Origin of the sequence: Paenibacillus sp. PK3_47, assembly GCF_023520895.1 — a bacterium.
In the GTDB taxonomy this organism is placed as follows: Bacteria; Bacillota; Bacilli; order Paenibacillales; family Paenibacillaceae; genus Paenibacillus_AQ.
In genome coordinates this window covers 903,704-928,779 of sequence record NZ_CP026029.1, presented here as the reverse complement: position 1 = coordinate 928,779, position 25,076 = coordinate 903,704, and the positions used below count along the sequence as shown (strand labels likewise).

General features: G+C 49.0%; 16 protein-coding genes. 11 read left to right on the top strand and 5 right to left on the bottom strand.

Annotation, left to right across the window (positions count from 1 at the left end):
* Nucleotides 1-56: 56 nt before the first annotated feature.
* Genes C2I18_RS04275 through melA form a run of 3 tightly spaced genes read left to right on the top strand, consistent with a single transcriptional unit; the run spans nt 57 to nt 3,126 of the window.
* Nucleotides 57-929, top strand: a complete 873-nt coding sequence (locus C2I18_RS04275) for a carbohydrate ABC transporter permease (protein ID WP_249900052.1) — start codon at nt 57-59, stop codon at nt 927-929.
* Nucleotides 919-1,806, top strand: a complete 888-nt coding sequence (locus tag C2I18_RS04270; RefSeq protein WP_249900051.1) for a carbohydrate ABC transporter permease — start codon at nt 919-921, stop codon at nt 1,804-1,806. Before C2I18_RS04275 ends, C2I18_RS04270 begins: the two co-directional genes overlap by 11 nt.
* A gap of 18 nt (nt 1,807-1,824) precedes the next feature.
* Entirely contained in the window at nt 1,825-3,126 is a 1,302-nt protein-coding gene (melA, locus tag C2I18_RS04265; RefSeq protein WP_249900050.1) for an alpha-glucosidase/alpha-galactosidase, read from the top strand.
* 92 nt (nt 3,127-3,218) lie between these two features.
* Here melA and C2I18_RS04260 read toward each other — a convergent pair whose 3' ends face one another.
* From C2I18_RS04260 to C2I18_RS04245, 4 genes are all read right to left on the bottom strand, one after another.
* Nucleotides 3,219-4,193 (bottom strand): LacI family DNA-binding transcriptional regulator, encoded by a 975-nt coding sequence (locus C2I18_RS04260; protein ID WP_249900049.1) that lies wholly within the window; start codon nt 4,191-4,193, stop codon nt 3,219-3,221.
* A 26-nt stretch (nt 4,194-4,219) separates the two neighbouring features.
* On the bottom strand, nt 4,220-5,689 hold the full coding sequence (gene gtfA, locus C2I18_RS04255) for a sucrose phosphorylase (protein ID WP_249900048.1): 1,470 nt from the start codon (nt 5,687-5,689) through the stop codon (nt 4,220-4,222).
* Nucleotides 5,690-5,700: 11 nt separating this feature from the next.
* The gene (locus C2I18_RS04250) at nt 5,701-6,654 is read right to left on the bottom strand and encodes a carbohydrate kinase family protein (protein ID WP_249900047.1); all 954 of its coding nucleotides are present in this window, start codon (nt 6,652-6,654) and stop codon (nt 5,701-5,703) included.
* A 253-nt stretch (nt 6,655-6,907) separates the two neighbouring features.
* Nucleotides 6,908-7,750 (bottom strand): DNA-binding protein, encoded by an 843-nt coding sequence (locus tag C2I18_RS04245; RefSeq protein ID WP_249900046.1) that lies wholly within the window; start codon nt 7,748-7,750, stop codon nt 6,908-6,910.
* Nucleotides 7,751-8,036: 286 nt separating this feature from the next.
* Between C2I18_RS04245 and C2I18_RS04240 the strand changes: the two genes are divergently transcribed.
* The 3 genes from C2I18_RS04240 to C2I18_RS04230 all read left to right on the top strand — a co-directional run bounded on the left by C2I18_RS04240 (nt 8,037) and on the right by C2I18_RS04230 (nt 14,349).
* Complete coding sequence (locus C2I18_RS04240; RefSeq protein ID WP_249900045.1) at nt 8,037-10,862, top strand: O-antigen ligase family protein; 2,826 nt, start codon at nt 8,037-8,039, stop codon at nt 10,860-10,862.
* A 380-nt stretch (nt 10,863-11,242) separates the two neighbouring features.
* A complete protein-coding gene (locus C2I18_RS04235; RefSeq protein WP_249900044.1) occupies nt 11,243-11,746 on the top strand; it encodes a hypothetical protein in 504 nt (167 codons plus the stop codon).
* 215 nt (nt 11,747-11,961) lie between these two features.
* Nucleotides 11,962-14,349 carry a GH36-type glycosyl hydrolase domain-containing protein gene (locus tag C2I18_RS04230; protein WP_249900043.1) on the top strand — a complete coding sequence of 796 codons (2,388 nt, stop codon included), beginning with the start codon at nt 11,962-11,964 and terminating at the stop codon, nt 14,347-14,349.
* Nucleotides 14,350-14,483: 134 nt separating this feature from the next.
* On the opposite strand, the gene C2I18_RS04225 is transcribed toward C2I18_RS04230, so the two are convergent.
* Nucleotides 14,484-17,063 carry a X2-like carbohydrate binding domain-containing protein gene (locus C2I18_RS04225; protein WP_249900042.1) on the bottom strand — a complete coding sequence of 860 codons (2,580 nt, stop codon included), beginning with the start codon at nt 17,061-17,063 and terminating at the stop codon, nt 14,484-14,486.
* A gap of 445 nt (nt 17,064-17,508) precedes the next feature.
* Between C2I18_RS04225 and C2I18_RS04220 the strand changes: the two genes are divergently transcribed.
* The 5 genes from C2I18_RS04220 to C2I18_RS04200 all read left to right on the top strand — a co-directional run bounded on the left by C2I18_RS04220 (nt 17,509) and on the right by C2I18_RS04200 (nt 24,972).
* Entirely contained in the window at nt 17,509-18,168 is a 660-nt protein-coding gene (locus tag C2I18_RS04220) for a response regulator transcription factor (RefSeq protein WP_249900041.1), read from the top strand.
* 2 nt (nt 18,169-18,170) lie between these two features.
* A complete protein-coding gene (locus C2I18_RS04215; RefSeq protein ID WP_249900040.1) occupies nt 18,171-19,541 on the top strand; it encodes a HAMP domain-containing sensor histidine kinase in 1,371 nt (456 codons plus the stop codon).
* 82 nt (nt 19,542-19,623) lie between these two features.
* Nucleotides 19,624-20,673 carry a hypothetical protein gene (locus C2I18_RS04210; protein WP_249900039.1) on the top strand — a complete coding sequence of 350 codons (1,050 nt, stop codon included), beginning with the start codon at nt 19,624-19,626 and terminating at the stop codon, nt 20,671-20,673.
* A 229-nt stretch (nt 20,674-20,902) separates the two neighbouring features.
* Nucleotides 20,903-23,056 (top strand): S-layer homology domain-containing protein, encoded by a 2,154-nt coding sequence (locus C2I18_RS04205; protein ID WP_249900038.1) that lies wholly within the window; start codon nt 20,903-20,905, stop codon nt 23,054-23,056.
* Between the two features lie 965 nt (nt 23,057-24,021).
* Nucleotides 24,022-24,972 (top strand): response regulator transcription factor, encoded by a 951-nt coding sequence (locus tag C2I18_RS04200; protein ID WP_249900037.1) that lies wholly within the window; start codon nt 24,022-24,024, stop codon nt 24,970-24,972.
* The last annotated feature ends 104 nt before the right edge of the window (nt 24,973-25,076 follow it).

Below are 25,076 nucleotides of genomic sequence, written 5' to 3'. Positions count from 1 at the left end.
GGGGATGTGCCAAACATTCCCTTATCAAGGCTTTAGTTTTGTATGGAGGGTGAGTTATGCAAAATCAGCGAAGGCAGTTAGCGGGATTATTATTTATTACTCCACAATTAATAGGTCTTCTGGTATTTTCCCTATTTCCCGTAATGTATGCACTGGTATTAAGTTTTATGGACTGGGACGGGTTTGGGGCGAGGACTTTTGTCGGTATTGCGAATTTCGTTGACCAGTTCAATAATCCGGATTTTTGGACCGCGATGAGAAACACGATTTATTATATGGTATTGGTTATTCCATTCAACATCTCCCTGTCCCTGCTCGTTGCTGTCGGGCTGAATAAGGTTACCGGTAAAGGACTTTACCGCGTATTCTACTTCATGCCTGTAGTCACCAGTTCTGTATCGATCGGAGTCATCTGGATGTGGATTTTAAACGGGGATTTTGGCATTTTAAATTCGCTTCTTGCCCATCTCGGAGTACAGGGCCCTGATTGGCTGACCGATACGAACTGGGTCATTCCTTCAATCGCTATGCTGAGTATCTGGTGGGGGCTTGGTAATAATATGGTTATTTTTCTTGCCGGATTGCAAGGGATATCCAGAAGTTATTATGAAGCGGCTGAAATCGACGGTGCTTCGCGGTTCAGGCAGTTTCTGAGCATTACGCTGCCGCTGCTTTCACCAACCACCTTTTTTATCGCAATTATGGCTATTATTAATTCGTTCCAGGTCTTTGATCAGGCTTTTGTAATGACCAACGGAGGGCCTGCCAAAGCCAGCTACACAATCGTATACCATATTTACCAGCAGGGATTTATTGACTTTAAAATGGGTCAGAGCGCTGCATCGGCAATGATTCTGTTCTGTATCATTCTGGTCTTCACTTTAATCCAGTTTAAGATGTCAAAAAGGTGGGTGCACTATGGCGAATAGCAGCATACGGACGGTTGATAAAAAGCTTATACCGGTCAAACAGGAAAAACACGTGAACAGAATAAAGCCTTCCCAGATCCTGCTTCATCTAATCCTGACCTTTGGTGCCATTATTATGATTTTCCCTTTTCTTTGGACAGTGAGCAGCTCTCTGAAAGATCTGTCACAAATATTCCTGGTGCCGCCAACCTGGTTTCCTAACCCGGTTAAATGGTCGAATTATATCGATTCTTTAACGGCGATGCCGTTTGGAGCAGCTTATTGGAACAGCTTTTATATTACAGCCGTGTCCGTTTCAGCTACGTTATTGACTGCTTCAATGGCCGCCTACGCATTTGCCAAGATCCGGTTTCCGGGCGCCAACATTCTTTTTATTCTATTTCTGGCAACGATGATGATTCCCAGACAAGTAACAATGATTCCTTTGTATCTTATCATGTCAAAGATCGGATGGCTTGATTCTCATCTGTCATTAATTGTTCCAGGCGCTTTATTTAATGCTTTTGCTGTATTCCTCTTGCGGCAGTTTATTATGAGTATTCCGAAAGAGCTGGAAGAGGCGGCGTTCATCGATGGAGCAGGAAGTTTCAGAATCTATTGGAGGATCATTCTGCCTTTGATCCGGCCGGCTTTGGCTGCTGTAGGTATATTTGTTTTTCTGGGCTCCTGGAACAATTTTCTGGATGCCCTGATTTTTCTGAACACGCCAGAGAAATTTACGGTACCCCTGTTGCTGAATACGTTTAAAGGTCTTTACATCGCAGATTGGGCCTTAATGATGGCCGGCACAACCATTTCCGTTATCCCCGTACTTCTTATATATATTGTGGCTCAAAAACAAATTATTGAGGGTGTCACCTTAACAGGAATTAAATGAATTTAGGAGGATTATATAGTGAACAAAATTACATTTATCGGAGCGGGAAGCACCATTTTTGCGAAAAATGTTCTGGGAGATTGCATGATGGTTCCTGCCCTTGACGGATTTGAATTTGCCCTATACGACATCAACGAAATGCGCTTAAAAGAATCCGAAAGTATGCTAACGAGTCTAAGAGACCGATACAATCCGACGATTGAAATTAAAGCTTACTTAGACAGGAGAAAGGCATTGGAGGGAGCCCGTTATGTCATTAATGCCATTCAAGTAGGCGGGTATAAACCAAGTACGGTGATTGATTTTGAAATTCCCAAAAAATATGGCCTTCGCCAGACGATTGCAGACACCGTGGGGATTGGCGGCATTTTTAGAGCGCTCCGGACCATCCCTGTACTCTTTGACATTTCGAAAGATATTGAGGATGTATGCCCGGATGCCTGGTTCTTAAATTACACGAATCCGATGGCCTCACTAACCGGAGCGATGCTTAGATATACAAATGTCAAAACCGTAGGGTTATGCCACAGTGTTCAAGCTTGTACTAAAGATCTTTTTATGGCATTAGACATGGACGCTGATAATCTGGAAGAAAAGATTGCCGGAATTAACCACATGGCCTGGCTGCTGGAAGTGAAACGGGATGGAGTAGACCTGTATCCGGAAATTAAACGGCGGGCGCAGCAGAAGCAAAAATCTGCACACCATGATATGGTCCGTTATGAACTCATGGATAAATTCGGATACTATGTTACAGAATCCTCTGAACATAATGCAGAATATCATCCTTATTTTATTAAGCGCAATTATCCGGAACTGATAGACAAATTGAACATACCGCTGGATGAATATCCGCGCCGTTGTGAACATCAAATCCGCGACTGGGAGCAAATGCGGGAGTCTCTTACAGCCAGTGCAAATCTGGTCCATGAGCGTTCAAACGAATATGGTTCCAGAATAATCGAAGCGATGGAAACTAATCATCCTTTCAAGTTTGGAGGCAATGTATTAAATACAGGAGGGCTAATAAGCAATTTACCAGATAAAGCTGTTGTAGAAGTGCTATGCACCGCGGACCGCAGCGGAATTACTCCCAGCTCTGTCGGGGATCTGCCTGAGCAGCTGGCTGCATTGAATCGAACGAACATCAATACTCAACTCCTTACCATTGAAGCGGCTGTTTCCAGGAAAAAAGAGCATGTATACCAGGCCGCTATGCTGGACCCGCATACATCGGCAGAGTTATCTATGGATGATATTATTTCTTTGTGTGACGACCTGATAGAGGCACATGGAGAATGGCTGCCAGCTTTTTTATAATTTGAAATAAGAACAGCCAAGAGCTAAATAATGCCTTGGCTGTTTGCTTTTTAATGAAGAAAAGTACGCTGGTTGCGTACTTATCACATAAGTTAAGTTGTTTCCCGCTCGATTAGCTCGACTGGAAAAATGTTCTCGTTAACAATCGGCACTGAACTCATCTGTTGCTGAATTAAATGAACAGCCATCCGTCCCATATCTTCAATAGGCTGTCTGATCGTAGTGATGCCAGGGGAGAACCAAGACGCCATACTTACGTCGTCGTAACCTACAATTTTTATTTGGCCGGGAACGTTTTTACCCAGTTCTCTGCATTTTCCAATGACATGTCCTGCAATAATGTCGCTGGTGGCAAATACACCGTCCAGATCAGGATGGTCCACAAACATATTACCTATTAAATATTCGTACTCCTTTTGATCAAAAACATTCATTTTAGTTTCAAGAATGACCGTTTCGATTCCTGCATTGTCAGCAACCGATTTGAATCCTTCCGTTCGGAGATTAGACAGCATATCCAGGGATTGATTTCCGCAAATATGGACAATCTTCCGGCAGCCCTTGCTAATCAGCAATTCAGCAGCCAGGCGGCCGCCCAGCTCATTATCCGATGCAACAAACGGAAACCCTTTGATCAGGCGGTCAACCGTCACAATTGGATAATTTAAATTAAGGTAAACTTCTGTATCCAAGGTGTGGCTTCCCATGATGATCCCGTTAACCTGGTTCCCTTTCATCATCTTTAAGTACTCCCGTTCCTTGACCGGATCCAGCTGTGAGTTGCACAAAAGCAGTTTGCAGCCTTGTTCATATGCATAATGCTCTACAGCATAGGCGAACTCGCCAAAAAAAGGATGAGAAACATTAGGAATAATTAAGCCGATGACGTTGGATTGTTTGCTCAGCAGAGACCGGGCAAGGTCATTGGGCTGATAGTTAAGTTCTTCCATGGTTTCATAAACAAGCTGCCGTGTTTTTTGGCTGATGTATCCCCGGTTGTTCAGTACCCGAGAGACGGTAGTAACTGATACTCCGGCTCTCTTCGCTACATCGTGTATAGTTGCCATATTGTCCTCGATATTCTATTTGTTAATCAGACAGTATATTCAATCACGCTGTTATGATCATCCATGTATTGAATCGTAGTTCGCTTGGTATTAAGGTCAACTAGCAGTTCGCAGTATTTGTCATTATCATCCCAGCGCAGCCTGACTTCTTCCGTTGATGATACCTTAACATTAAACTCGCCGTCAAATGCCGGATAACTGTTGCGGAATTGAATAAGCTTCAGAAGCCGTTGTACGACTGGTTTTCGCAGCGACTGTTCGATTTCTTCGCTTGTATAGTTGTGACGGTTAATCTCACGGCCATCGCCCGTTTCTTCTGCCCGCTTATAATCATTTTCACCGGCAAGCAGTCCTACATAATAAACTTGTGGAATTCCCGGGGCAAAGAATTGAATGGCTCTTGCAGCGAGATAAGCATCATCATCGCAATCCAGTATGGAATAATAGGTGCCGCGGATCTGGTGGACATCAAATCCGTCTTCATCCTTATGCTCCTCTGACAGAATTAAACTGAGATTAGAGCCTCTCTCCAAACAGATATCTATAAGCTTCCTTGCCTCACGTGTATCCAGCAGTCCGTCCAAATCGGGTTTAACAGGAATACCGTCATGACAATCAAGCATGGTGAACTGCTTAGCGGGCCGGGTCTTCAGATAATCGAGCAGAGCTGTACTGGACTGGTTGGTTAAGCTTTCGAGAATCCGGTACGGTAATATAAAATCATAAATCCAGTAGCCGCGTTCTGCCAATTTATATTGAATAGAGTGATGGGAGTGCACCTCTGGAAGAAGTTCGATCTCTAAGAATTCAGCAAGCTCCATGACCCAATCGAGAAAATCATAAATATCAGGTTCCACAAAAAAACAGCTGGTTCCCAGTTTCTTGATAACGTATCCAACAGCATCCAGCCGGACTATTTTAACATTGTATTTTTTGAAATTCCGGAAGAACGAGGCCAGGAGAAGTTTTGTCATTTCCGAGTGGATGTCCAGGTCAATCTGTTCAGAAGGATCGGTTTTTCCAAAAGTAGTCCATACGTTCTCCTGTATGCCACTATCCCCGATTTGGAAGGTGGAGTAGGGCAGCGGCCTGCGCAAAAACATCTTGTCTATGTCTTCCTGTACGGGATTCCCGTCTTCCCAGAGTTTATCCAGCGTGAGGAAAAGGTCCGAATATTGTGAGCTGCGGCCAAACTTCAGGAAATCCTGGAAATAATCTGATTTCTGCGAAATATGATTGACCATCAAATCAACGAGGACATCAAATTGTTCTCCAATTTCACGGATATCATTCCATGTTCCAAACTTAGGGTCGATTTCAAGGTAGGTGAGCGGGGCAAAACCTCTGTCGCCTGAAGAGGGGAATGGAGGGAGAATATGCACGCCGCCCTTAAAAATATCAGAAAAATGGGAGTAGAGTACTTCCTTCAGAGCTTTTAAATCCCCGCCCAGCGAGTCGGGATAAGTGATCAACTGTACCTGGTTTTTTAATGACATTTTTACTCCTCCTAATTTGCATATAAAGAGCCGATGGTCTCAAGGTCGGGCAAATCTGCAACAGCTCCCGTAAATTTTAATTTAAAGGCACTTGCAGCTAATCCAATAAAAACAGACTCGCGAATGGTTAATCCCTTTATAATGCCTGCGTATAATCCTGACCAAAAAGCATCTCCGGCTCCTGTGGTGTCTACAACTTCTGTGGCTAATGACGGGAAAGTTTCGCTGGTTTTGCCGTTCGATACCATGGCCCCGTCCTTGCCCATGGTCAATATTACTAATTTGGCTCCGAGCTCAAGAAATTTTTCAATATACCGTTCAGGTGAGTCTTTGCCGAACAGACGCTCAGCATCATCTTCAGAGGGTTTTATGATATCGCTTTTTGCTATAAATGATTTTACATAGCTGATCCCGTCTTCTCCGGCTTCCCATAGCTTTTCATGATAATTAGGGTCAAAGCAGATAAGCATCCCATTTTCTTGTGCCCGTTCAATGGCTCTTTCAATGGTCTGGCGGGCAGGAAATCTGGAAATGGGCCAGCAGGAAAAATGAAGGATCTTGGAATTTATCAGCTGTTGTTCAAGTTTGGTGGTGTAGGTAAGATTATAATCAGCGCCTCTATAGAAAATCGGTACGGGGGTTGATTTGCTTTTTGTCAGCAACACCATACTTGTAGCCGCTTGAACGGTTTGAATGCAGTCCGTGCTCATTCCTGTATGTTGCAGCTGCGACTTAAGAAAAACTCCTAGTCCGTCATCTCCAACCGCCGAAGCTATGGCTGAACGGATTCCCAGTTTATTTGCGTTCAATGCGATGTTGGAGGGAGATCCGCCAAAACATCTTTGATAAGTGTCACCTGGCTTTTCATCGTAATTGGTTGATATCATATCAACAAGAATTTCTCCAATAGCTAAAAGGTCATTACTTTTTGCCTTGAAATTGACTTTTTCGTCTAAATTGAGCATATAGCCCCTCCCTTAAACTAAGCGTGAAAGATTAGCTTTATTGTATATGTCAAAGGTTTGACATGTCAATCGTTTGACATATATGAAAAAAAAGACCCCGTCCATAGACGGAGTCTCCCTAAACAATTTCTTATCCAAAGTAAATCAGTGGCCCGCCCCATGATTGAAAGGGGTAATGCTGCTGACGGATACTGACTTGGCTGAGAGGTCGCTGGCGCCGTCTGCACTTGCGGAGGTGATGATGGCTACGGAACTAATCAACAATGCGGCTGTTAACAACGAGCATACTTTTTTCATTTTTTAAAAACTCCCTCTCTAAGATATTTTGCATAATTTCTCTATGTCTTTCTTGCTGTGATAGTGAGGCATGGCTTCGGATAAATTCATAGAATGCAACTGTTTTGCGGAAGCCTGTCTTATCGTTAAGTTTACCACCTATTTTCAAAATATCCAGTATAAGGTTTATGGCATCGGAAATTCTGTCTCTTTTGTACAAATAAACGGCTTGGAGATAGAGATAATCTACATAATACCGTACATCTTCTCTTTTTTCTTTGCTGCTCAATTCTTCTACCTGGTCTTTAAATTCCTCGAGCACCCAATCTATCGAATAGTTGTGCTTGACCGAAGATTCCAATACGGTGATTAATCCGGCTATGAGTTCTTCCTGGTCATTATTGCGTATGAACTCTACATAATCAGGAAGAATATCGGACTTGCCTTCAAGCAGATCTAAGACGTATGTATTCGCAGTAGCGATGTTCCTGTAGTATTCGACCTCAGCCAGCCCCTCTTCGTTAAGACCCTTTATCCAGCTTAAATTTGAGTATTGCGTGATACACTGCCGGGCTTCAGGCAGCCTGTTTAGCTTTTGAAGAGCAATCCCCTTCATGCACTGACTGTATCCGAAATAATAAGCGATGCTTCTTTTCAGCAGGTGCTTACTGAGGTTGAGCTGCATGGAGTCATAGGCTATGGCTGAAACTTCAAGAAGCTTGTCTGAAATCTCGATTATCGCTAACCAATTCTCCCATGAAAAAGACATCTTGATCATATCTGTCAGCGAATCGGCATTCACACCGTCCAAATCTAACAATTCCAATTCCACCCCTCGATATACCAGTATATTACAATTATACTTCTCTATCTTAATAGTGGTCAATTCTTTGATTTCATATTTTTGCTAAAAAATAACTTTCATTTCCTGCGTAAAGAAAAACCATGGATCAGGTGCTGCAGCTGCGCTGCGGCCTGAATCTATCGAGAGAAAATTATGTATTTTTGCATAATTTTCTCTTTTTATTTACAATATAATAGATTAGGAATTATTATTAATAGTGCTATTATATTGATTGCAAAGTACATAAGAAGGAGAATGAATTGTGTCTACACCTGTATATGGTAAGAAAATAGTACGGCCGGAGCATGCTGCAGAAGTATCAGTTCCCCAGTGGGCGCTTGGTGCCGCTCTGGTTATGTATTTGGTCTGGTCTGCTTTTCAGGTCGGACTGTTCAATGGCATGCAGTTGCAATTTGAGAAGCCAATCTATGTATCCGCTCTGCTGGGCGGCCTGCTTCTGATTGGGTGTGCCGTCTTCAACTACAAAGATTTCAAGCTGGCCCGGCAGCTCGATCTGGTGAGTGCAGCAGCGCTTCTGCTTCCATTGGTGTACGCCTTGTCACTGTACCATGCTGTCTCGCATTATACGGCGATGAATATGCTGTTCATCCAGTTCACTTATGCTGCGGTTTTTATCACTTCGGTCGTGCTCTTACAGCACAAATCTCTTAATCACGTCATTCAAAATGCAGTACTGGCCACTGCCTATGCCATTGTAGGCTTCGGATTGTTAAACTGGCTGGGGAGCTGGAAATTGGCCGGCAGTCTGGTAGGCTGGTTCACGGACACAGTGGTCTCGGGGCGTTATACGCATGCCGTCATGACCGACTCTAACGGGCTGCGGCTGACTTCTGTTTTTCAATATGCCAATACCTATGCTGCCTTTCTGATGGCGTTTCTGTTCGTGGCTTTATTCGCGCTTACCCGTTCACGGAAATGGTATGGGACTCTAGGGCATGGATTTATGCTCGTTCCGATTATTGTCTCCCTGCTGCTGACACTGTCACGCGGCGGTTTGGTGCTGCTTCCTGTCGTGTTTATTTTGCTGCTGCTTTTTTTGAAGCCTGTTAAGCAGATTATTTGGATCGTACAGCTGGGGGTTGCCGGGATCGCTTCGCTACTTATTATCAATCCGGTGACTGAGCTGGGAATTGAGCTGAATGACTTGTTTTCAACGGGGGCGGCTTTGCAGGGCTGGGGCTGGCTGCTCACGGCTTCTGCTGCGGTTGCATTCCTTAGCTGGGCTGTTCAGCGTTATGCTGCACCTTGGCTGGACAAAAAGCTGGGCGGCATAGAGAAGGGCAAAGGGAGCGGGCTCTGGATTCCGCTGGGGTCTGTGGCTGCAGTTTCGGTGCTGGCCTTTGTGCTGATTGGTACGGGTGCCCGTAAGATTCTGCCTGACAACATCGCAATCCGTCTGGAAAATATCAACCTTAAGCAGCACAGCGTGCTGGAACGGTTTACTTTTTATAAAGATGCCCTCAAGGTAGTCCGGGATTATCCGCTGCTCGGAACCGGAGGCGGGGGCTGGGCTTCTGTCTATGAGCAGTACCAGAACAACCCTTATATCAGCCGCCAGGTGCATAACTTTTTTCTTCAATATATTATTGAGGCGGGCATTATTGGTTTTGTTGTATTCATGGGCTTCATATTATTTATCTTCTATAAATATATCCGGGGATACCTGAAAAAGGATAAGGATGATTTCGATAACGGGTTCTTCTATTTTATTCTGGTCTTGTCTATTCTGGTTCACAGTCTGCTGGATTTTAATCTGAGCTATACGTTTATGGGAATGATGGTTTTCCTCGGCCTGGCCGGCATGGCGGTTGCCATGGACAGCAGTCCTTTGCGTCCCCGGTGGAACAAAGGCTGGCTGCGGATGGGTTATTTGGCGGCGGCTGGCACGGGTACACTGTATTTGCTTTTTCTCGCCATAAGTCATATCAGTTCCAGCAATTCTGCTTATGCAGGCCAGAAGCTGCTGAGTGTAAGCCAATCCTATGAGGAGATCAAGACGCCTTTGGCCAAAGCGCTGAAGGCACGTCCCGGCCATCCGGAATCGGCGGTCTATCTGTCATCATTGGATCAAACGGTATTTAACCAGACTCAGAAGCAAGAGTTCCTGGATGAAGCCTATCATGTGATCACCCGTGCGCTTGAGGACGAGCCTTATAACAAAAATCTTTTGCGTCAGCTGGTAAATTACTATGATCTGAAGGGTGAGAAGGACCCGGCATACCGTGTCTATCTGGATCATGCTTATAAGTTCAGTTGGGATATCGGATGGTATGAGGAACTGATTAGCCGCGCGGTTCTGCTCGGAGAAGAAGCTTATGTACAAAAGGATGCCGCCAAGCAGCAGGAGTATTTCTCTGCAGGGCTGGAGGCGTACAAGCATGTTACTGACGGGATACAGCATCTGCAGGAACTGCCGCCTGAGCAGCTTCAGGGACGGGAATATTTCATTACCTCTGCGATTGCGCTTAATGCAGCCAGAATACAGCAGCTTTCCGGACAAGCGGAAGCGGCACTGGCAACGCTGCAGCTTGGTTTTAGTAACGGCTATCAAGATGTACAGGAGACGGGGAAGCTGTGGGAGACGGATTGGTACAGCGCAGTAATCGGCAGATCGTTTGAGCTCGGTTATCAGGCTTATGAGCGGGCGCAGCAGGCGTATTCGCTGGGACAGCAGGAGCTTGGGGATCAGGAAACAACGAACAAGCAGCGTTACTTCAAGACAGGGCTGGATGCCTATGCTCATTTGAACACCGATTTGAATGAGTTGCAGACGCGTTCCGGCACAGAACAGCAGCAGGAACAACTGCTTACACTCACTCCGGCGATAAGACTGAATGCAGGCAAAATATTATACCTGTCCGGCCAGCTTCAAGCCGCTGCAGATACCCTGGAGCCTAGAGTCAGCGATGATTATGCAGACGCTATGAACCGGGAAATGGCCCGCTGGTATTTGGCTGCACTGCAGAGGCATCAAGGCATTCAGGACCAGGCCGTTTATAATCAGCTGCTTGCAGCCGACCCTGAGGAAGCGGTTAAGATTGAGCAAATTGTGAATATGAAGTTGTAGGCGATATGGCGGGGGGTGTGTATGTGTCATTCGTAGTAGGAATGCAGTTTGTACAGGGCCTTCCTCGAAATTTCATCATTTAAAGTGCTGCGAAAGGAGCGGCATGAATGTGGAATGTATGAACTGCAATAGATTCAATGTTTGGGGTGTTTTAGGGGGGATTCTACTGGAGAAAGTGCATTAGAGGAGCCTAATTAAATGTTCATTCCGAAGTTTCCCAGCTACTATGTGATCGAGGTCCCGGTTGTTGACGAAGAAAACGGGGCTGTTCAACTCCTTCCGCTATATAATGCAGAAATACTCCCCACTTTAAACTTTTACCGTCCACTTAAATTTCCAAAACAGCCCTTTGGGCTGTTTTTGTGATTAGAGGGTGCTATGTGAATAAAGTCAGAGGTACTTTTACCTTTAAATTTCCACAATTATGCTATCTAGCCCAATTCAGTGGTATTTCTACCTCTGATTTCCCACTATCGCGCCATTCGGTCCAAATCAAGGGTATTTCTACCTCTGATTTCTCATTATCGCGCCATTCGGTCCAAATCAAGGGTATTTCTACCTCTGATTTCCCACTATCGCGCCATTCGGTCCAAATCAAAGGTATTTCTACCTCTGATTTCCCACTATCGCACCAATCGGTTCAAATCAAGGGTATTTCTGCCTCTGATTTCCCACTATCGCGCCATTCGGCCCAATTCAAAGGTATTTCTACCTCTGATTTCCCACTATCGCGCCATTCGGTCCAAATCAAAGGTATTTCTACCTCTGATTTCTCGCTATCGCGACATTCGGTCCAAATCAAAGGTATTTCTACCTCTGATTTCTCGCTATCGCGCCATTCGGTCCAATTCAAGGGTATTTCTACTTTTGATCTAAAGAAGTAAGCCGGATGTCGTGCAAATCATGCAAAGGCAAGCAAGTGGTAAAGGAAATGTACAGGACATCCAGGTTTAAACGGATTGTCCAATAGTTCAGCATAAAAACCGTTTGAGCCTTATCGATTCCAATTCCGCAGGCTTGCGCCCTAATCTATGAGAGCGTATTCTTAACGTAGACATATTTTACTAGAATGTAAATTCCGCGAAAGAGAGGCAAGAGAATGATTAGAGCTTCGCAAGATCAAGAATATTATGAGCTGTCGAGTCCGACAGCGCTTCCCAAGGCTTCAGGATTTCTGTGGAATGAGCAGATGATGATCCATATGAACTGCCGCGGGTATGCGGTGGCCCAGTTCATGCAGCCTGAACCTGCCAAGTATTCGTATGCGCCGAATCTGGAAGCGAAGACGTTCATGCAGCCGGAGCAGCCCTATTATGCGCATCATCCCGGCCGGTTTATCTATGTGAAGGATGAGGAGAACGGTGAGGTGTTCTCTGCTCCTTATGAGCCTGTGCGCAAGCCGCTCGATCATTACACCTTTGCTGCCGGTAAACATAACATTGTCTGGCACATTGAAAAAGACGGCATCGCCATAGAAATGACCTTGAGCCTGCCCAAGGACGAGCCGATGGAGCTGTGGCGGGTAAAAGTAACCAACCGGTCTTCCGTTCGCAGAAACATCAGCATTTATCCCTATTTTACCGTCGGCTATATGTCCTGGATGAATCAGTCCGGTGAGTATAAGGAAGACCTGCAAGCAATCGTGGCCACAGCGGTTACACCTTATCAGAAGTATCAGGATTATGACAAGATCAAGGGTCTGAAGGACAAGACCTTCCTGATTGGAGATCAAGCTCCCTTGTCCTGGGAAGTGAATCAGGAAGCTTTTGAAGGAGAAGGCGGAATTGGTTCCCCGTCAGCACTAAGCCGCGAACTATTGGCCAAAGGCGAATCGCGTTATGAAACACCTGTAGCTGTTCTGCAGTACCAGCTCAGTCTAGAGCCGGGGGAGGAGAGAAGCTACCGGTTTATTTTTGGACCTGCACATCATGAGCAGGAGATTGCGGATATCCGCCAGCGGATGTTCCTGGACAGGAATGCAGCGGGGGAAGACGGCTTCACGATTGCAGAACTGCAATATGCGGAATACGTCCGGGAAGGCCGGGGCTGCATAGCGATTACGACCCCGGATCCGGATCTCGACAACATGGTCAATCACTGGCTGCCAAGGCAGATGTACTACCACGGACAGACCAACCGGCTGACGACGGATCCCCAGACCCGGAATTATCTGCAGGATAATATGGGCATGAGCTACATTAAACCGCAGACGGCCAGAGGGGCGTTCCTGACTGCCCTGAGCCAGCAAAATGTAAGCGGGGCCATGCCGGACGGCATTATTTTGCATGAGGGCGCTGAACTGAAATATATTAACCAGGTTCCGCATACGGACCACTGTGTCTGGCTGCCGATCTGCCTCAGCACGTATCTGGACGAGACGAATGACTACAGCATCCTGGAGGAAGAGGTTCCCTATGCAGGCGGCGGGGAGAGCGGCTCTGTATTCGAGCATATCAACCGGGCGATGGAGTGGCTGATTCATGACCGGGACGAACGGGGCCTCAACTATATCAATCAGGGGGACTGGTGTGACCCGATGAATATGGTTGGCTATAAAGGCAAAGGCGTGTCCGGCTGGCTGACCATCGCTACGGCGTATGCCTTTATGGTGTGGGCGGATATTTGTGCAAACAGCGGGCGGACGGAGAACGCCGGGGCATTCCGCCATGCGGCAGAGGATACAAATGCTGTAGTCAACCGGTATTTATGGGATGGCGAATGGTATGCACGCGGGATCACGGATGACAATGTGGTGTTCGGAATCAGCAAAGATAAGGAAGGCCGGATCTTCATTAATCCGCAGGGCTGGGCGCTGCTCAGCGGTGCGGCTGATGAGGAGCAGAAGGAGAAGCTGATGAGATCGGTCCGCGAACAGCTGGAGACCCCTTACGGAGTGGAAAAGCTGGCACCTTCTTATACGGCTATGCGCGAAGATGTAGGCCGGGTAACGCAAAAGCATCCCGGAACCGCCGAGAACGGTGCGGTGTATAATCATGCCGCAGCCTTCTATATTTATGGATTATACGCTGTGAAAGAGCAGGATCAGGCCTACCGCCTGCTGCGCAAAATGATTCCCGGACCGGACAAGGCGGATATTATCAGACGGGGCCAGCTGCCGGTATTCATTCCAAATTATTACCGCGGGGCTTACAGACAGTTTCCGCAGACTGCCGGACGCTCCAGCCATCTGTTTAATACGGGAACTGTGCCATGGGTGTACCGCTGTCTGATTGACGGTCTGTTCGGATTGCAGGGAACTCCGCAAGGGTTGAGGGTTAGTCCTCAGCTGCCGTCTGACTGGCCGGAAGCCCGGGTGAAGCGCAGCTTCAGGGGCGCAGAGCTGGATATTGTTATGAAGCGTGAAGCCGGGGTGACAGTTACCGGGGTTTATCTGGATGGTGTGCTGGTTCCTGACGGCATTTTGAAAAATTTGGAGGATAGCAAGAGTTATAACGTGCAAGTCAAGCTTCCGGCCGGAAATGCCTGATCACTTGACTACTACATCTCTGTAGAGGCTTGTAAGCTGCCTGTACACAGGCGGTGTCAAACTGCACTACACTGCACCAAACCAATAAAAGGATTGGACCGGGGGCTTCCCCCCGGCCCAATCCTTTTTCCTTCCTAAGGCTCAATTCCCCACACAAGCTGTCCGTTCATATACCCGGTTACCTGCTCATTGTTCACGAACGAGCTGGCGGATGCGTTAAAAGAATAATCGTTAGCCTGGTTGTAATTGGACCAGTTGTTTTTGGAGAAGCGGGTCTGGATCTCTGCACTCTGGCCCGGATTCAGCGTACCGGCTGCACTCGTAAAGCCGACTTCCAGAACATAATCAGCCCCGGCTGCCGGAGTATCCAGCTTCACGAAGCTGGCGGTTACATTGGCACTTCCGATACTGGCCCAGTCGGACCAGAAGCTCTGGGCATGATCCCCGTCAATCGTATAGTAATACCGGAGCTTCACATCGCTGAGTTGAATGGCCGAGTCCCCGCTGTTGATGATTTTAAATTTAGGTGAAATTCCGTTGGCGGAGGCACCTGTATTGCCGTTAAAGGCCTGGACCGTCAAGTCTCCCGCAGGAACAGTAACTGTGCTGTCGGCAACATTTAGTATAAGAACAGCAGGGTTGCCGCCGCTGAAATGAAAGGTCAGCGTATTCTGGCCCAGCGGCAGCGCGGAAAGATAGGTTTTGCTAAGAACAGCCGTTGTGCCTGATACCGTGTAGTCCTGGCCTGCTATAAGCGTATGGTTAGCATTCGATATGCTGGTCAGCTGATGTCCGTTCAGCGTGAGGGAGACGGGAATATCCTGCTGCAGCCCCGCCGCTTTATCAAAGGACGCATTGACGGGCGAGACGGAAGCATGTGGTGACGGTGTGGAGTCGATGACTTCCACCTTTAAAACCGGATCTTGTCCCTGATTAAAATCCAACACGAGGGTATGCTCGCCAACCGGCAGCCCCGCCAGAAATGCTTGCTTCAGCAGCAGTGTATTTCCGCTCAAGGTGTAATCCTGGTTCAAGGTCAAGGCATTGCCGCCTGTCCGCAGGGCAGTTAAGGTATTTCCGTTAGCATTGACGGTGATGGCTGGATCATTCTGACCCGGAGCATTTTTGTCAAATTGGATGTTGGAAGGGGTGATGGTAGCGCTTGGAGTAGGATTGTTGACCTTTAAGTCGGGCAGCTCATCCAGCGTGATTACATAACTGCTCTGGTAGAGCGTCTTGAGCGTGGCGGGATAATTAAAGGCGGAACTCAGGAGATGTTCACCGTACCACGGACAGAAGTAGAGCCAGCCGGATTTCTCCTCAACCAGATTCTGCAGGCTTGGGACGGTGTCGTTCTCTGTCATGGCGACCATTTTGGTGCCTCCGGTCAAATCAACCAGCTTATAGAAAATCGAGGTAATTGCGTCCTCATTAGGAACGCCGGACAAGCCGTCATAGCGGTTGTAGATCGTATTGTATTTGTCATAGCCGACCAGATCCACCTGATCATTGCCGGGGTACCATGCGGGAGAAGTGCTGTACACGTAGCTGTTGTAGGTCCAGATCAGGTTATGCAAACCGTAAGTCTCTGTAAGCTCGGTATAGAGGAGATCCCACAGCTGCTTGTACACTTCCGCCCCGGCCGAAGCCCACCAGAACCACGCGCCTTCCCCGTTAAGTCCGCCGTTGCCCTCCGCCTCATGGTAAGGACGGAACAGAACCGGCACATTGTGATCCTGCAAAATCTGCAGCTGCTCCGCCAGGTCCTCAATGGTCAGCATGACATACTGATATTCTTTGGTGCCTGGAATGACCGCATTTGCTGTATTAAAGTTGGTTTCTGTCGGCTTATAGGTGGCATTCTTCCAATCCACGAACTCCCCGAGCTGATAGGACGTAAAATTCTTGGGCACGTTGATGTGCCAGGCGGCGGTCGCAATTCCGTCCCGGTTATTCACCCAGTCGATCATCCGGTCGGTTGTCCCGTCTTCCCAGCCATAAAGCGGATTATAGTTCATAAAATCGAAGCCGCGGATGGCCGGATATTTGCCCGTCAAATTGTAAATCCAATCGAACTCGAGCTCATAATTACCGTCATTACCGCCTCCGTATATTTCCTGCTGGCCGGAGAGGGTGTGGTCCCCGTAAACCTCTGTTAAGTAATTCATGAGCAGCTGCGTTTCGGGAGTCGCCTCAGGATCAGAGAGCACAGGCTGGACCTCCAGGGGATCAAGATCGGCATAATCTACAGTGAAGGTGTCAAAATAGGCGAAGCCCCAGCCGGCCTTCACCGCAATGGTATTGCTGCCTTGATTCAGCTTGTGGAAGCCGAAATCGAAGTCCGACCACGCTTTGGTGTAGGGGAGCATATATGAGCCTTTGGTAACGCCATTAATGCTTAAATGCTGCTGCCTGCCGTCGGGACTGAGCTCCTGCATATAACGTGTGGAGATGGCATACATGCCGGTTTCGGGGACAGTAACGTTGAAGGTTAACGTGCCTGAATTCTGCATCCAGACAAATCCGCTGCCGGAATATCCCGGCTTCTGTTGTCCGTAAATCTGGGTCGTCACTTGCAGGTCAGAGGTGAGCTGGGCGTTCTCGCTCTCAATGGTGAAAAGTGCGGTGTCGGCATGAGCAGGAGCGGCCGCGGGTCCCAGCAGCAGGGTAACTGCCAGCAGCATTGCGCTTGCCTTTTGGAGCCAAACCTTCATTTTCATCTTCCCTTTCCATGTAAAATAGAATCGATGATCGCTCAATCTATCCAATCATGGAGGCGCTTTCATAGAAAACATAACATGAGTCCCATAATTTGTAAACCTATTTTTACTGGAAAAGGGTGTCGTTTCCATGTATTGGGGATGCAGAGATTCCCACATCATGAAAGATTGTGAAATCTGGTATGATAAGGTATATCTTTTAAGAGAATCTTATAGATTGAACTTAAAATATGATATTAGAGGAAAGTGGCGGAGGAGAAGTTTGGAACTGTAGGAGCGATAGCGTCCGCCTTTGTCACCGGATTTCAACTACGAGAATCAGTACAAATCAAGAAATCTGGGGACAACAGCGGCCGGAAGTCCAAACATTCTCTGGAGTCACCCCAATCCCTAAATAGACAAAACACAGGTTCAATCTACATAGGAGGATATTCAAAGAATGGCCCATATACTGGTAGTAGAAGATGAACACCCGATCAGCGATTTGATCACGATGAATCTTAAGCTGGTTGGACATACGTATGCCAAAGCTTACAGCGGTTCTGAGGTGGCCGGCATGCTGGAACAGGAGCGGACGGATCTGATTCTGCTCGATGTCATGCTCCCCGGTCTGGACGGGTTCGAAGTCATGAAGCAGATTGCCCATCTGCAGATTCCTGTCATATTTATTACAGCCAAAAATGCCCTGGCAGACAGAATCAAGGGATTTGAGCTCGGGGCGGATGATTATATTATCAAACCTTTTGAAATTCTGGAGCTGCTGGCCCGCATCAATGTTGTACTCCGCAGGAATGAACATACGGCTGCCGCTTTTATATGCGATACAGTTGAGGTGCGGTTTGCGGAAAGGCAGGTGCTGGTGGATCAAATGCCGGTAGATTTGACTGCCCGGGAGTTTGAGCTGCTCGAAGTGCTGATCCGCAACCGGAATATTGCACTCTCCAGGGAAAAGCTGCTGGAGCTGGCCTGGGGGTATGATTTTGCCGGCGACACCCGCACCGTGGATGTCCATATCCGTCAGCTGCGCAAAAAACTGGGCTGGGAAGAACGGATCAAAACCGTATTCAAGCTCGGCTACCGCCTGGAAGTTCAGGTCTAGCCATGCGGTTCTGGCATAAGATTCTCCTTGCCGTGCTGGTGCTGTTCATTGCAGCCCTTGATGTGAGTGTAATTATGGTGATGAAAAAAAGCTGGCAGCTGAACATGGACAGCGAAACCCGGCGGGCGGAAAGTGAACAGCTGCTGATCGCCAACAATATCTATGAGAATCTCGACTCGATCCGTGCCAGGGGGAACACCCTGACTCCTGTTCTGCTGGTCAGTGTGGCGGAGTCGTATGACGAATACTACCATAGGCAAGGAATCGGCCTCGAATTGCGGGAGAACGGGCGGCTGATCTATCCGAATGCGGAAGGACAGGCAGAAGTACAGGATAAGCCAATCATCCGTTTATCCATGCCGCTTCCTGCACCATACCAGCATCTGGAGCTGAGTTATAAACGGGATATCAGCGGACTGTATGCCCAGCAGCAGGAGCTGAACCGCTTCTTCGTGATGATTAACTGGATAGCAGGTCCGGTGCTGGCGCTGCTGCTCTATCTGCTGATCCGGCAGCTGACCAAGCCGCTCAAGCTTTTGTCGGAGACGACCAAGACGATTGCCGAAGGCGATTATTCGCAGCGGGTGGAGCTGCACAGCAGAGATGAATTCGGGGAACTGGCATTTAATTTTAATGCTATGGCTTCAGTAGTAGAGCAGCGGATGACCGACCTCTCTGAGATGGCTGAGGAGAAGCAGCGGATGGTCGATAATCTTGCCCATGAACTGCGTACACCGCTGACCAGTATGCAGGGGTTCGCTGAGCTCCTCACCTCGGCGAATATTGACCAGGAGGATCAGATCAAGGCAGGCCGCTATATTTGGAGTGAAACGGTCAGGCTGAAAAATCTGGCATTCAAGCTGCTCGATCTATCCGTCCTGAGGCATCAGCCGCTGGTGCAGTCAGAGGTGGAGGTTGCCGGACTGTTCAGAGAAGTCATGCAGACCGAGCAGCAAAAAGTAACAGCGCACGGCATACAGCTGCTAACGGACAGCTCGATCCGCACCGTACGGGGGGATGCCGATCTGCTGGCGTCTTTTCTGGTGAATCTGATCGACAATGCCGTTCATGCCTCTGAACCGGGAAGTACAATACGCCTGCTGGCTTATGAACAAAAAGGGGAAGGCGTATTGGAAGTACGCGACAGCGGAGCCGGAATGACGCCGGAGCAGAGCAAGCGGGCCTTCGAGCCATTCTACCGGGGGGACCCGGCGCGTTCCCGCGTCTACGGCAATGCAGGTCTCGGCCTCTCTTTATGCCGGCAAATTGCCGAAGCGCATGGAGCCAGGGTGGAGCTTACGTCAATACATGTTCAGGGAACAAGCATCCGCATTTTTTTGAAAGGCTCCTCAGGGGATTTTACAACTCCATAACAACTGTCCTCCTATTTCATAACATCTGGGGATTAAGGTATAGACAGATTCAACATCCCAGATCCTAATGGAGGTATTACAATTGAGAAAAAACAAATTATCTGCGCTGGCTGTCATCCTGTTCTCCGGAGGGGTTCTTACTCTAAGTGCGCTTGTCGTACCCGGTTTTGTGAATTCCGCAGTGGTCGCGAAGAACACCTCGGCTGCCATTCATGAAGGTCCCCGGCTGGATGTGCAGGCAGAGGCTGTCCCTGTACTGAAAGTGGAAGCACCGGAGCCGGTGTCCACTGTGACTGAGGACCTCATTAAAGGAATGACAGAGGAACAAATCCGGCAGATCTATGACTTTTTGGACAAGCCTGGTGACCCTAAGGTTATCGGCCGTGAAATGACTGGTCAGGATATCAACCGCAGACGGGTACTCGAGGATAAATTCGTGTATGACGGGCTCCGCCCCGGGAAGCAGCTGCCGTTAAAACCGGGACAAGGGGCACTTTATCTGGACCTGGAGACCAATACGTACTACTATCCGGAGCGGAGCTGGACTGATGAAGAGCTGCTGCAGCTGATTGACTGGTCCTACCGGCTGAATTATATCTCGTCCAAAAGAAATATAACAGCGCCGCCTTCACCGCAAAAATCAGGCAAAGCCGAGGCTGTAGCACTGGCGGCTGACAGTGTACGCAAGCTGTTCGGCAGTGATGTTTCCAAGCTGAAAGCAAGCGCGGTACTGGCGGAACCCGGAACGGACAAGTCTCCCCTCTGGATGGTTCAGTTCGCTCCTTACAAGTCGCTCACCCTGCTCGGAGAGGGTAAGGAATTCTGGGAATATCATGTGATAGTGGATGACGAGGCCGGTGTGGTAGTAGATACTACGGCATTTAATCCGGCGCTGGCCAGAACTCCGATCGACGCTGCAGCCGCTGCAGCCATTCAAAAAGACGCCAGCTGGATTCACAAAGCTACCCAAATTGTTATGAATAAGCAGGGAGACACTAGAGCCATCGCCGAAGCTTATCTGACAGACACCGAAGTCAACAATAAGCGCGGGATGGTAGCCGTGTGCTGCTTGAAGACGGAAGCAGGTATACTGCGGAATTCCGCTACCCGGATCAGACGCTGCGCTGCCTGATTTATGAGCCGGCGGGTGACGAAGATTAGGCAGAAGTTACATTCTCCTTCTCTGATCAGAAGTAAATAGAGACAGGTGAGTGCCATACTCCCAAAGACAGAGGTAATCCGCGGTCCATTACGGATCTCCGGTTATCTCTGTTTTTTTTGTAATCCAAGGATTTTACAGGAACAAAATTCCAGCAAGCTGCGTCTAACCTTATAAGTCTCGCAAACTGTACTGGAGGAGAATGATGATGAGAGCGGTATCCATTAATAATATGGTTAGTAAAACAATACTTATTGCACTGGTTCTCTTGCTGATACTGGCAGACAGCAGGATAATGGCGGAGCCGACAGCTGCTTCAAAGACAGCAGCAGTATTCACTGCAGACATGCAGCAGGCGCTGGATGGGGCGGAGCGTGTGCTGCTCAAGGCGCAGCCTTTTCCGGATGAAGCCGCGGTTGGCTTTTTCAAGAATGGGCGCAGTCTGCCGGAAGGGTATTTGGAACAGACCGCAGATATAATTCTGGAGCAGCACGGCAAGTTCGCCAAGGTCGCGGATTTAACCCGGATAGCACTGGCTTACAGCGCCGCAGGCGGTAATATCAACAACATCGCCGGCACCGATCTGTATCCGCTGCTGATGAACCATGACGGAATGGATACAGAAGGGGCAGCCGCTGCCGCTGATGCCTATATTACCTCGAATAACTCCATTTCTTATTCGTATGAGCGGACGAACCGTTATCCTGATCTGATCTTCTATCAGCTGCTGGATATGCAGCTGGCGGACGGCAGCTGGGCAACGGCCGGCCAAAGTGCCGGAGATCCGGCAGTAACGGCCCGGGTGCTGACCGCTTTGGCCCCGGTAGCTGGGTCGGAACAGGCGGAGGAGCCGGTGCAGAAGGCTCTGCAGTGGCTGAAGGACAAGCAGCAGCCGAACGGCGGATTTGATGGAAAGACAACGATTACAGCAGAAGTAATCGTTGGCTTGTCCTCATTGGGGCTGGATGCGGCAGCTTTTGCCCGGGAAGGCGGAGCTTCGCTGCTGGACCATCTGCTGGCCGCGCAGCTTCCGGGCGGCGGCTTTTCACAACAGCCGGGCGGATCCAGTGATATTTCAGCCACGGCGGATGCCTATCTCGCCCTGACCTCTTACAAGCTGCTGTCCAAGCACGCCGGATTGCTGTATGACGGGTTGCATCATGCCGGCATTCAGCGGGCAACGATCCAGGTGGAAGGTCCCGGCGGAACCCTCGCCGGAGGGCGTATACCGGGGGGCGATGCGGTGAAGGCGGCCGCAGCTTTTTTACAGTCAAAGGGACTTGCTTACAAGCTGAGTGCGGACACAGCCAAACCGGCCTTCACAGCGATCGAAGGAATTCAGAACGGGCGGTACATCGGAGAAGGGGAATGGAAGATTGCCGTGTTCAGCGGGGGGAGCTCGTGGCTGTACCCGGAGAATATATCATCCAGACTGACGGTTAACGACGGGGACCAGCTGCTGGTCTATTATGCGGATGATACGGAACTTCCTGACCGTATGGAAGTGAAGTGGAAAGACAAGAACGGGCAGGAGAATGGCGGATACGCCAATGCCAACACACCGTTTACTATTCATATCACCAGATCGAACAACCAGCTGGGGGGACTTCCTGCCTTTGGGGTGACCGTAACGCTGCAAGGGAAAAGTGTGGTGGCCGACAGCACCGGAAAAGTGTCTTTTGCCGGAATGAAGCCGGGTGTATATCCAGTAACAGTGACCAAATATCGCAAAGACGCAGCTCCGGTCATTGTCAAGCGAACGTTTGCGCTGCATGTATCCTCTCCTGAGCTGGCCAGCTTTAAAGATGCCAATCAGGTCGCCGCCTGGGCTCGCGGTGATATCGCCGGGGCACTGAGCAGCGGATATATTCAGGGGGTAAGTGCCAGCGGGAACGTGCTTGCGCCAAAACAAAAGCTGACCCGGGCCGAATTTTTGACACTGCTGATGCGGCTGGTGCATGAGTTCCCGGACAGCAAAACGGCGGCTTCCGGTTTCAAGGATGTTCCAGCGGGCAAATGGTACAGCGGTACTGTTGCCAAAGCCGTGGAGCTGGGCATTATTGCTCCGTCAGCCTCCGGCAAGTTCGAACCGGACCGCGGCATTACGCGGGAAGAAGCGGCGGTAATGGTTGCGAAGGCAGCACAGTTACCTACGTACGGCAGCGCTGAGCGGATGAAATTCACTGATGTGAATGGCCTGCCTGCGGTTAGCCGCGAGGCGATCCAGGCAATGAATGAACATGAAGTAATGACCGGCAGCGGCGGCCGTTTCGAGCCGAAGCAGGTTCTCGTGCGTGAGCAGGCGGCAGCGATTTTGATGCGGCTGCAGAAATTAGTTCCGTCAGCTTTATACTGATGACGGCAGTCGAAGGTTATCAGCTCATCGCCCTGATTTAGGGTGGTGAGCTTTTTTAGGTTTTGGCTAGTGGAATGCGCGAAATAGGCAAAACAATTAAACGCGTAACCCGACTTTTCCTTCGCAGCGTCCCGATGTACTCGCTTTTTCGAGTATAATGGGCGGCTTTGCCCTCGCAGCGACCCAATGTACTCGCTTTTTCGAGTATAATGGGCGGCTTTGCCCTCGCAGCGACCCAATGTACTCTCTTTTTCGAGTACAATGGGCGGCTTTGCCCTCGCAGCGACCCAATGTACTCTCTTTTTCGAGTACAATGGGCGGCTTTGCCCTCGCAGCGCCCCAATGTACTCGGTTTTTCGAGTATAATGAGCGCCTTCGCCCTTGAAGCGTCCCAATGTACTCAGTTTTTCGAGTATAATGGGCGACTTTGCCCTCGAAGGGGGCCAATGTACTCGTTTTTTCGAGTATAATGGGCGGCTTTGCTCTCGTAGCGACCCAATGTACTCGCTTTTTCGAGTATAATGGGCCACTTTTCCTTCGCAGCGCCCCAATGTACTCGGTTTTGCGAGTACAATGAGCGACTTTGCCCTCGCGGCGGTCCAATGTACTCGCTTTTTCGAGTACAACGAGCGGCTTTCCGTTTTAAATGGACCAAAGGGTGAGAAGAGAGGTACAGATGCACACTGGCCCAGCTCAAGGCAAGCGAAAGTGTCAAATGGCAACAGGCGCCCACACTCCAAGAGCGAACCCGCCCAGCGCATAGTCCTGATTCGGCTTGATGGCGAGGCCTCTGCTTACCCTGCTTATAACCCTGCTTATAACCCGCATGGTTTTCTTGAGCCCTCTGCGGTTCCTGTGCGTAAAAGTACCTTGGACAGCTTAAAATGAAGTATAAGCTCCGTCCGTTTTATCAGCCCTGTCAGGGTTATACCTATTACATCAAGCGTAAAGGGAGGTACAAAGGAATGGCCGAGTTCATCATTACCCCTGAAATATCAGACAGCGGGTCGCTTCCCGCATTTACGCTTACTCTCCGCGATTTCGAGGCGGCGGCCATTTACAGTGATACAGATCTGCAGGCTGAGCTGGTGAAGGCCCTCCGCGGACAGGCCGGACTCCAGGTGTTTGATTATGAGGAAGGATTATATACGCGGCTGACTGTGGAGAACAATATTGCTTTTTTCCATAAATGGTTCGGCTGCCGGGTCCCGCTGTCTGAAATTCTCGTGCAGTTTGAGCTGCATCATTGTGCCGGGCGGCCCCTGCATAAGTGCTCGGAGTCGGAAATCCGCCGGCTGTATTATGCCAAGTATTATATGAGCGGCGCCGGGTCCATGGTCTTCCGCGAGCCTGTGCAGGGTGTGGATGTCCGGACGGTTAATACTTTGATCCGCATGCTGTCCAAGTTAAAGGAACACCCTGTCTCCGTACTTATTCTGGTATCCGGTATGGAGCACGCGCGGATTCTCGGGGACGCTGCCTATAAGCTTCAGTCTGACGGTATCCAGCAGCTTGAAGCAGCAGACGAGGATACAGCCCCTGAACCGGAAGTCCCCGCCGCCGCACCCAAAACAGCCAAACTGTTCAAAATTCCCGCCAAGGTGGACGATAAAATTATTCTGTTCGATCCTCCTGAGATTGACTACATTGAGAGCCGGGACGGCAAAGCCGTGCTTGTCATCAATAACGAAAGCTATGCCATGGACTCCACGCTTGCGGATGTCGAGAAGAAATTGGAGGTGTACGGATTTTACCGCTGTCACCGTTCGTATATTGTAAATCTGCAGAAGGTCCGCGAGATCATTACCTGGTCCAAAAATACATATTCACTCCGGATCGACAACCAGGCAGAGTCCACCATACCGCTCTCACGGACCAAAATACAGGAGGTTCTGGAAAAATTCAGCCTGGAATAGGTACAGTTCAGCCTTCCATGCAGTACATTCCGTCCCCAAAAGGCTGACGCTTCCTGCCCCGTTCGATATGCTTGAAGCAAGTTAATGAATCGAAGGAGGTCAGG

Excerpts from the sequence above, each read along its gene's own strand:
- C2I18_RS04275 (WP_249900052.1), top strand. The coding sequence starts at position 57 with ATGCAAAATCAGCGAAGGCAGTTAGCGGGATTATTATTTATTACTCCA.
- C2I18_RS04270 (WP_249900051.1), top strand. The coding sequence starts at position 919 with ATGGCGAATAGCAGCATACGGACGGTTGATAAAAAGCTTATACCGGTC.
- C2I18_RS04260 (WP_249900049.1), bottom strand. The coding sequence starts at position 4,193 with ATGGCAACTATACACGATGTAGCGAAGAGAGCCGGAGTATCAGTTACT.
- gtfA (WP_249900048.1), bottom strand. The coding sequence starts at position 5,689 with ATGTCATTAAAAAACCAGGTACAGTTGATCACTTATCCCGACTCGCTG.
- C2I18_RS04250 (WP_249900047.1), bottom strand. The coding sequence starts at position 6,654 with ATGCTCAATTTAGACGAAAAAGTCAATTTCAAGGCAAAAAGTAATGAC.
- C2I18_RS04230 (WP_249900043.1), top strand. The coding sequence starts at position 11,962 with ATGATTAGAGCTTCGCAAGATCAAGAATATTATGAGCTGTCGAGTCCG.
- C2I18_RS04225 (WP_249900042.1), bottom strand. The coding sequence starts at position 17,063 with ATGAAGGTTTGGCTCCAAAAGGCAAGCGCAATGCTGCTGGCAGTTACC.
- C2I18_RS04220 (WP_249900041.1), top strand. The coding sequence starts at position 17,509 with ATGGCCCATATACTGGTAGTAGAAGATGAACACCCGATCAGCGATTTG.
- C2I18_RS04215 (WP_249900040.1), top strand. The coding sequence starts at position 18,171 with ATGCGGTTCTGGCATAAGATTCTCCTTGCCGTGCTGGTGCTGTTCATT.
- C2I18_RS04205 (WP_249900038.1), top strand. The coding sequence starts at position 20,903 with ATGATGATGAGAGCGGTATCCATTAATAATATGGTTAGTAAAACAATA.
- C2I18_RS04200 (WP_249900037.1), top strand. The coding sequence starts at position 24,022 with ATGGCCGAGTTCATCATTACCCCTGAAATATCAGACAGCGGGTCGCTT.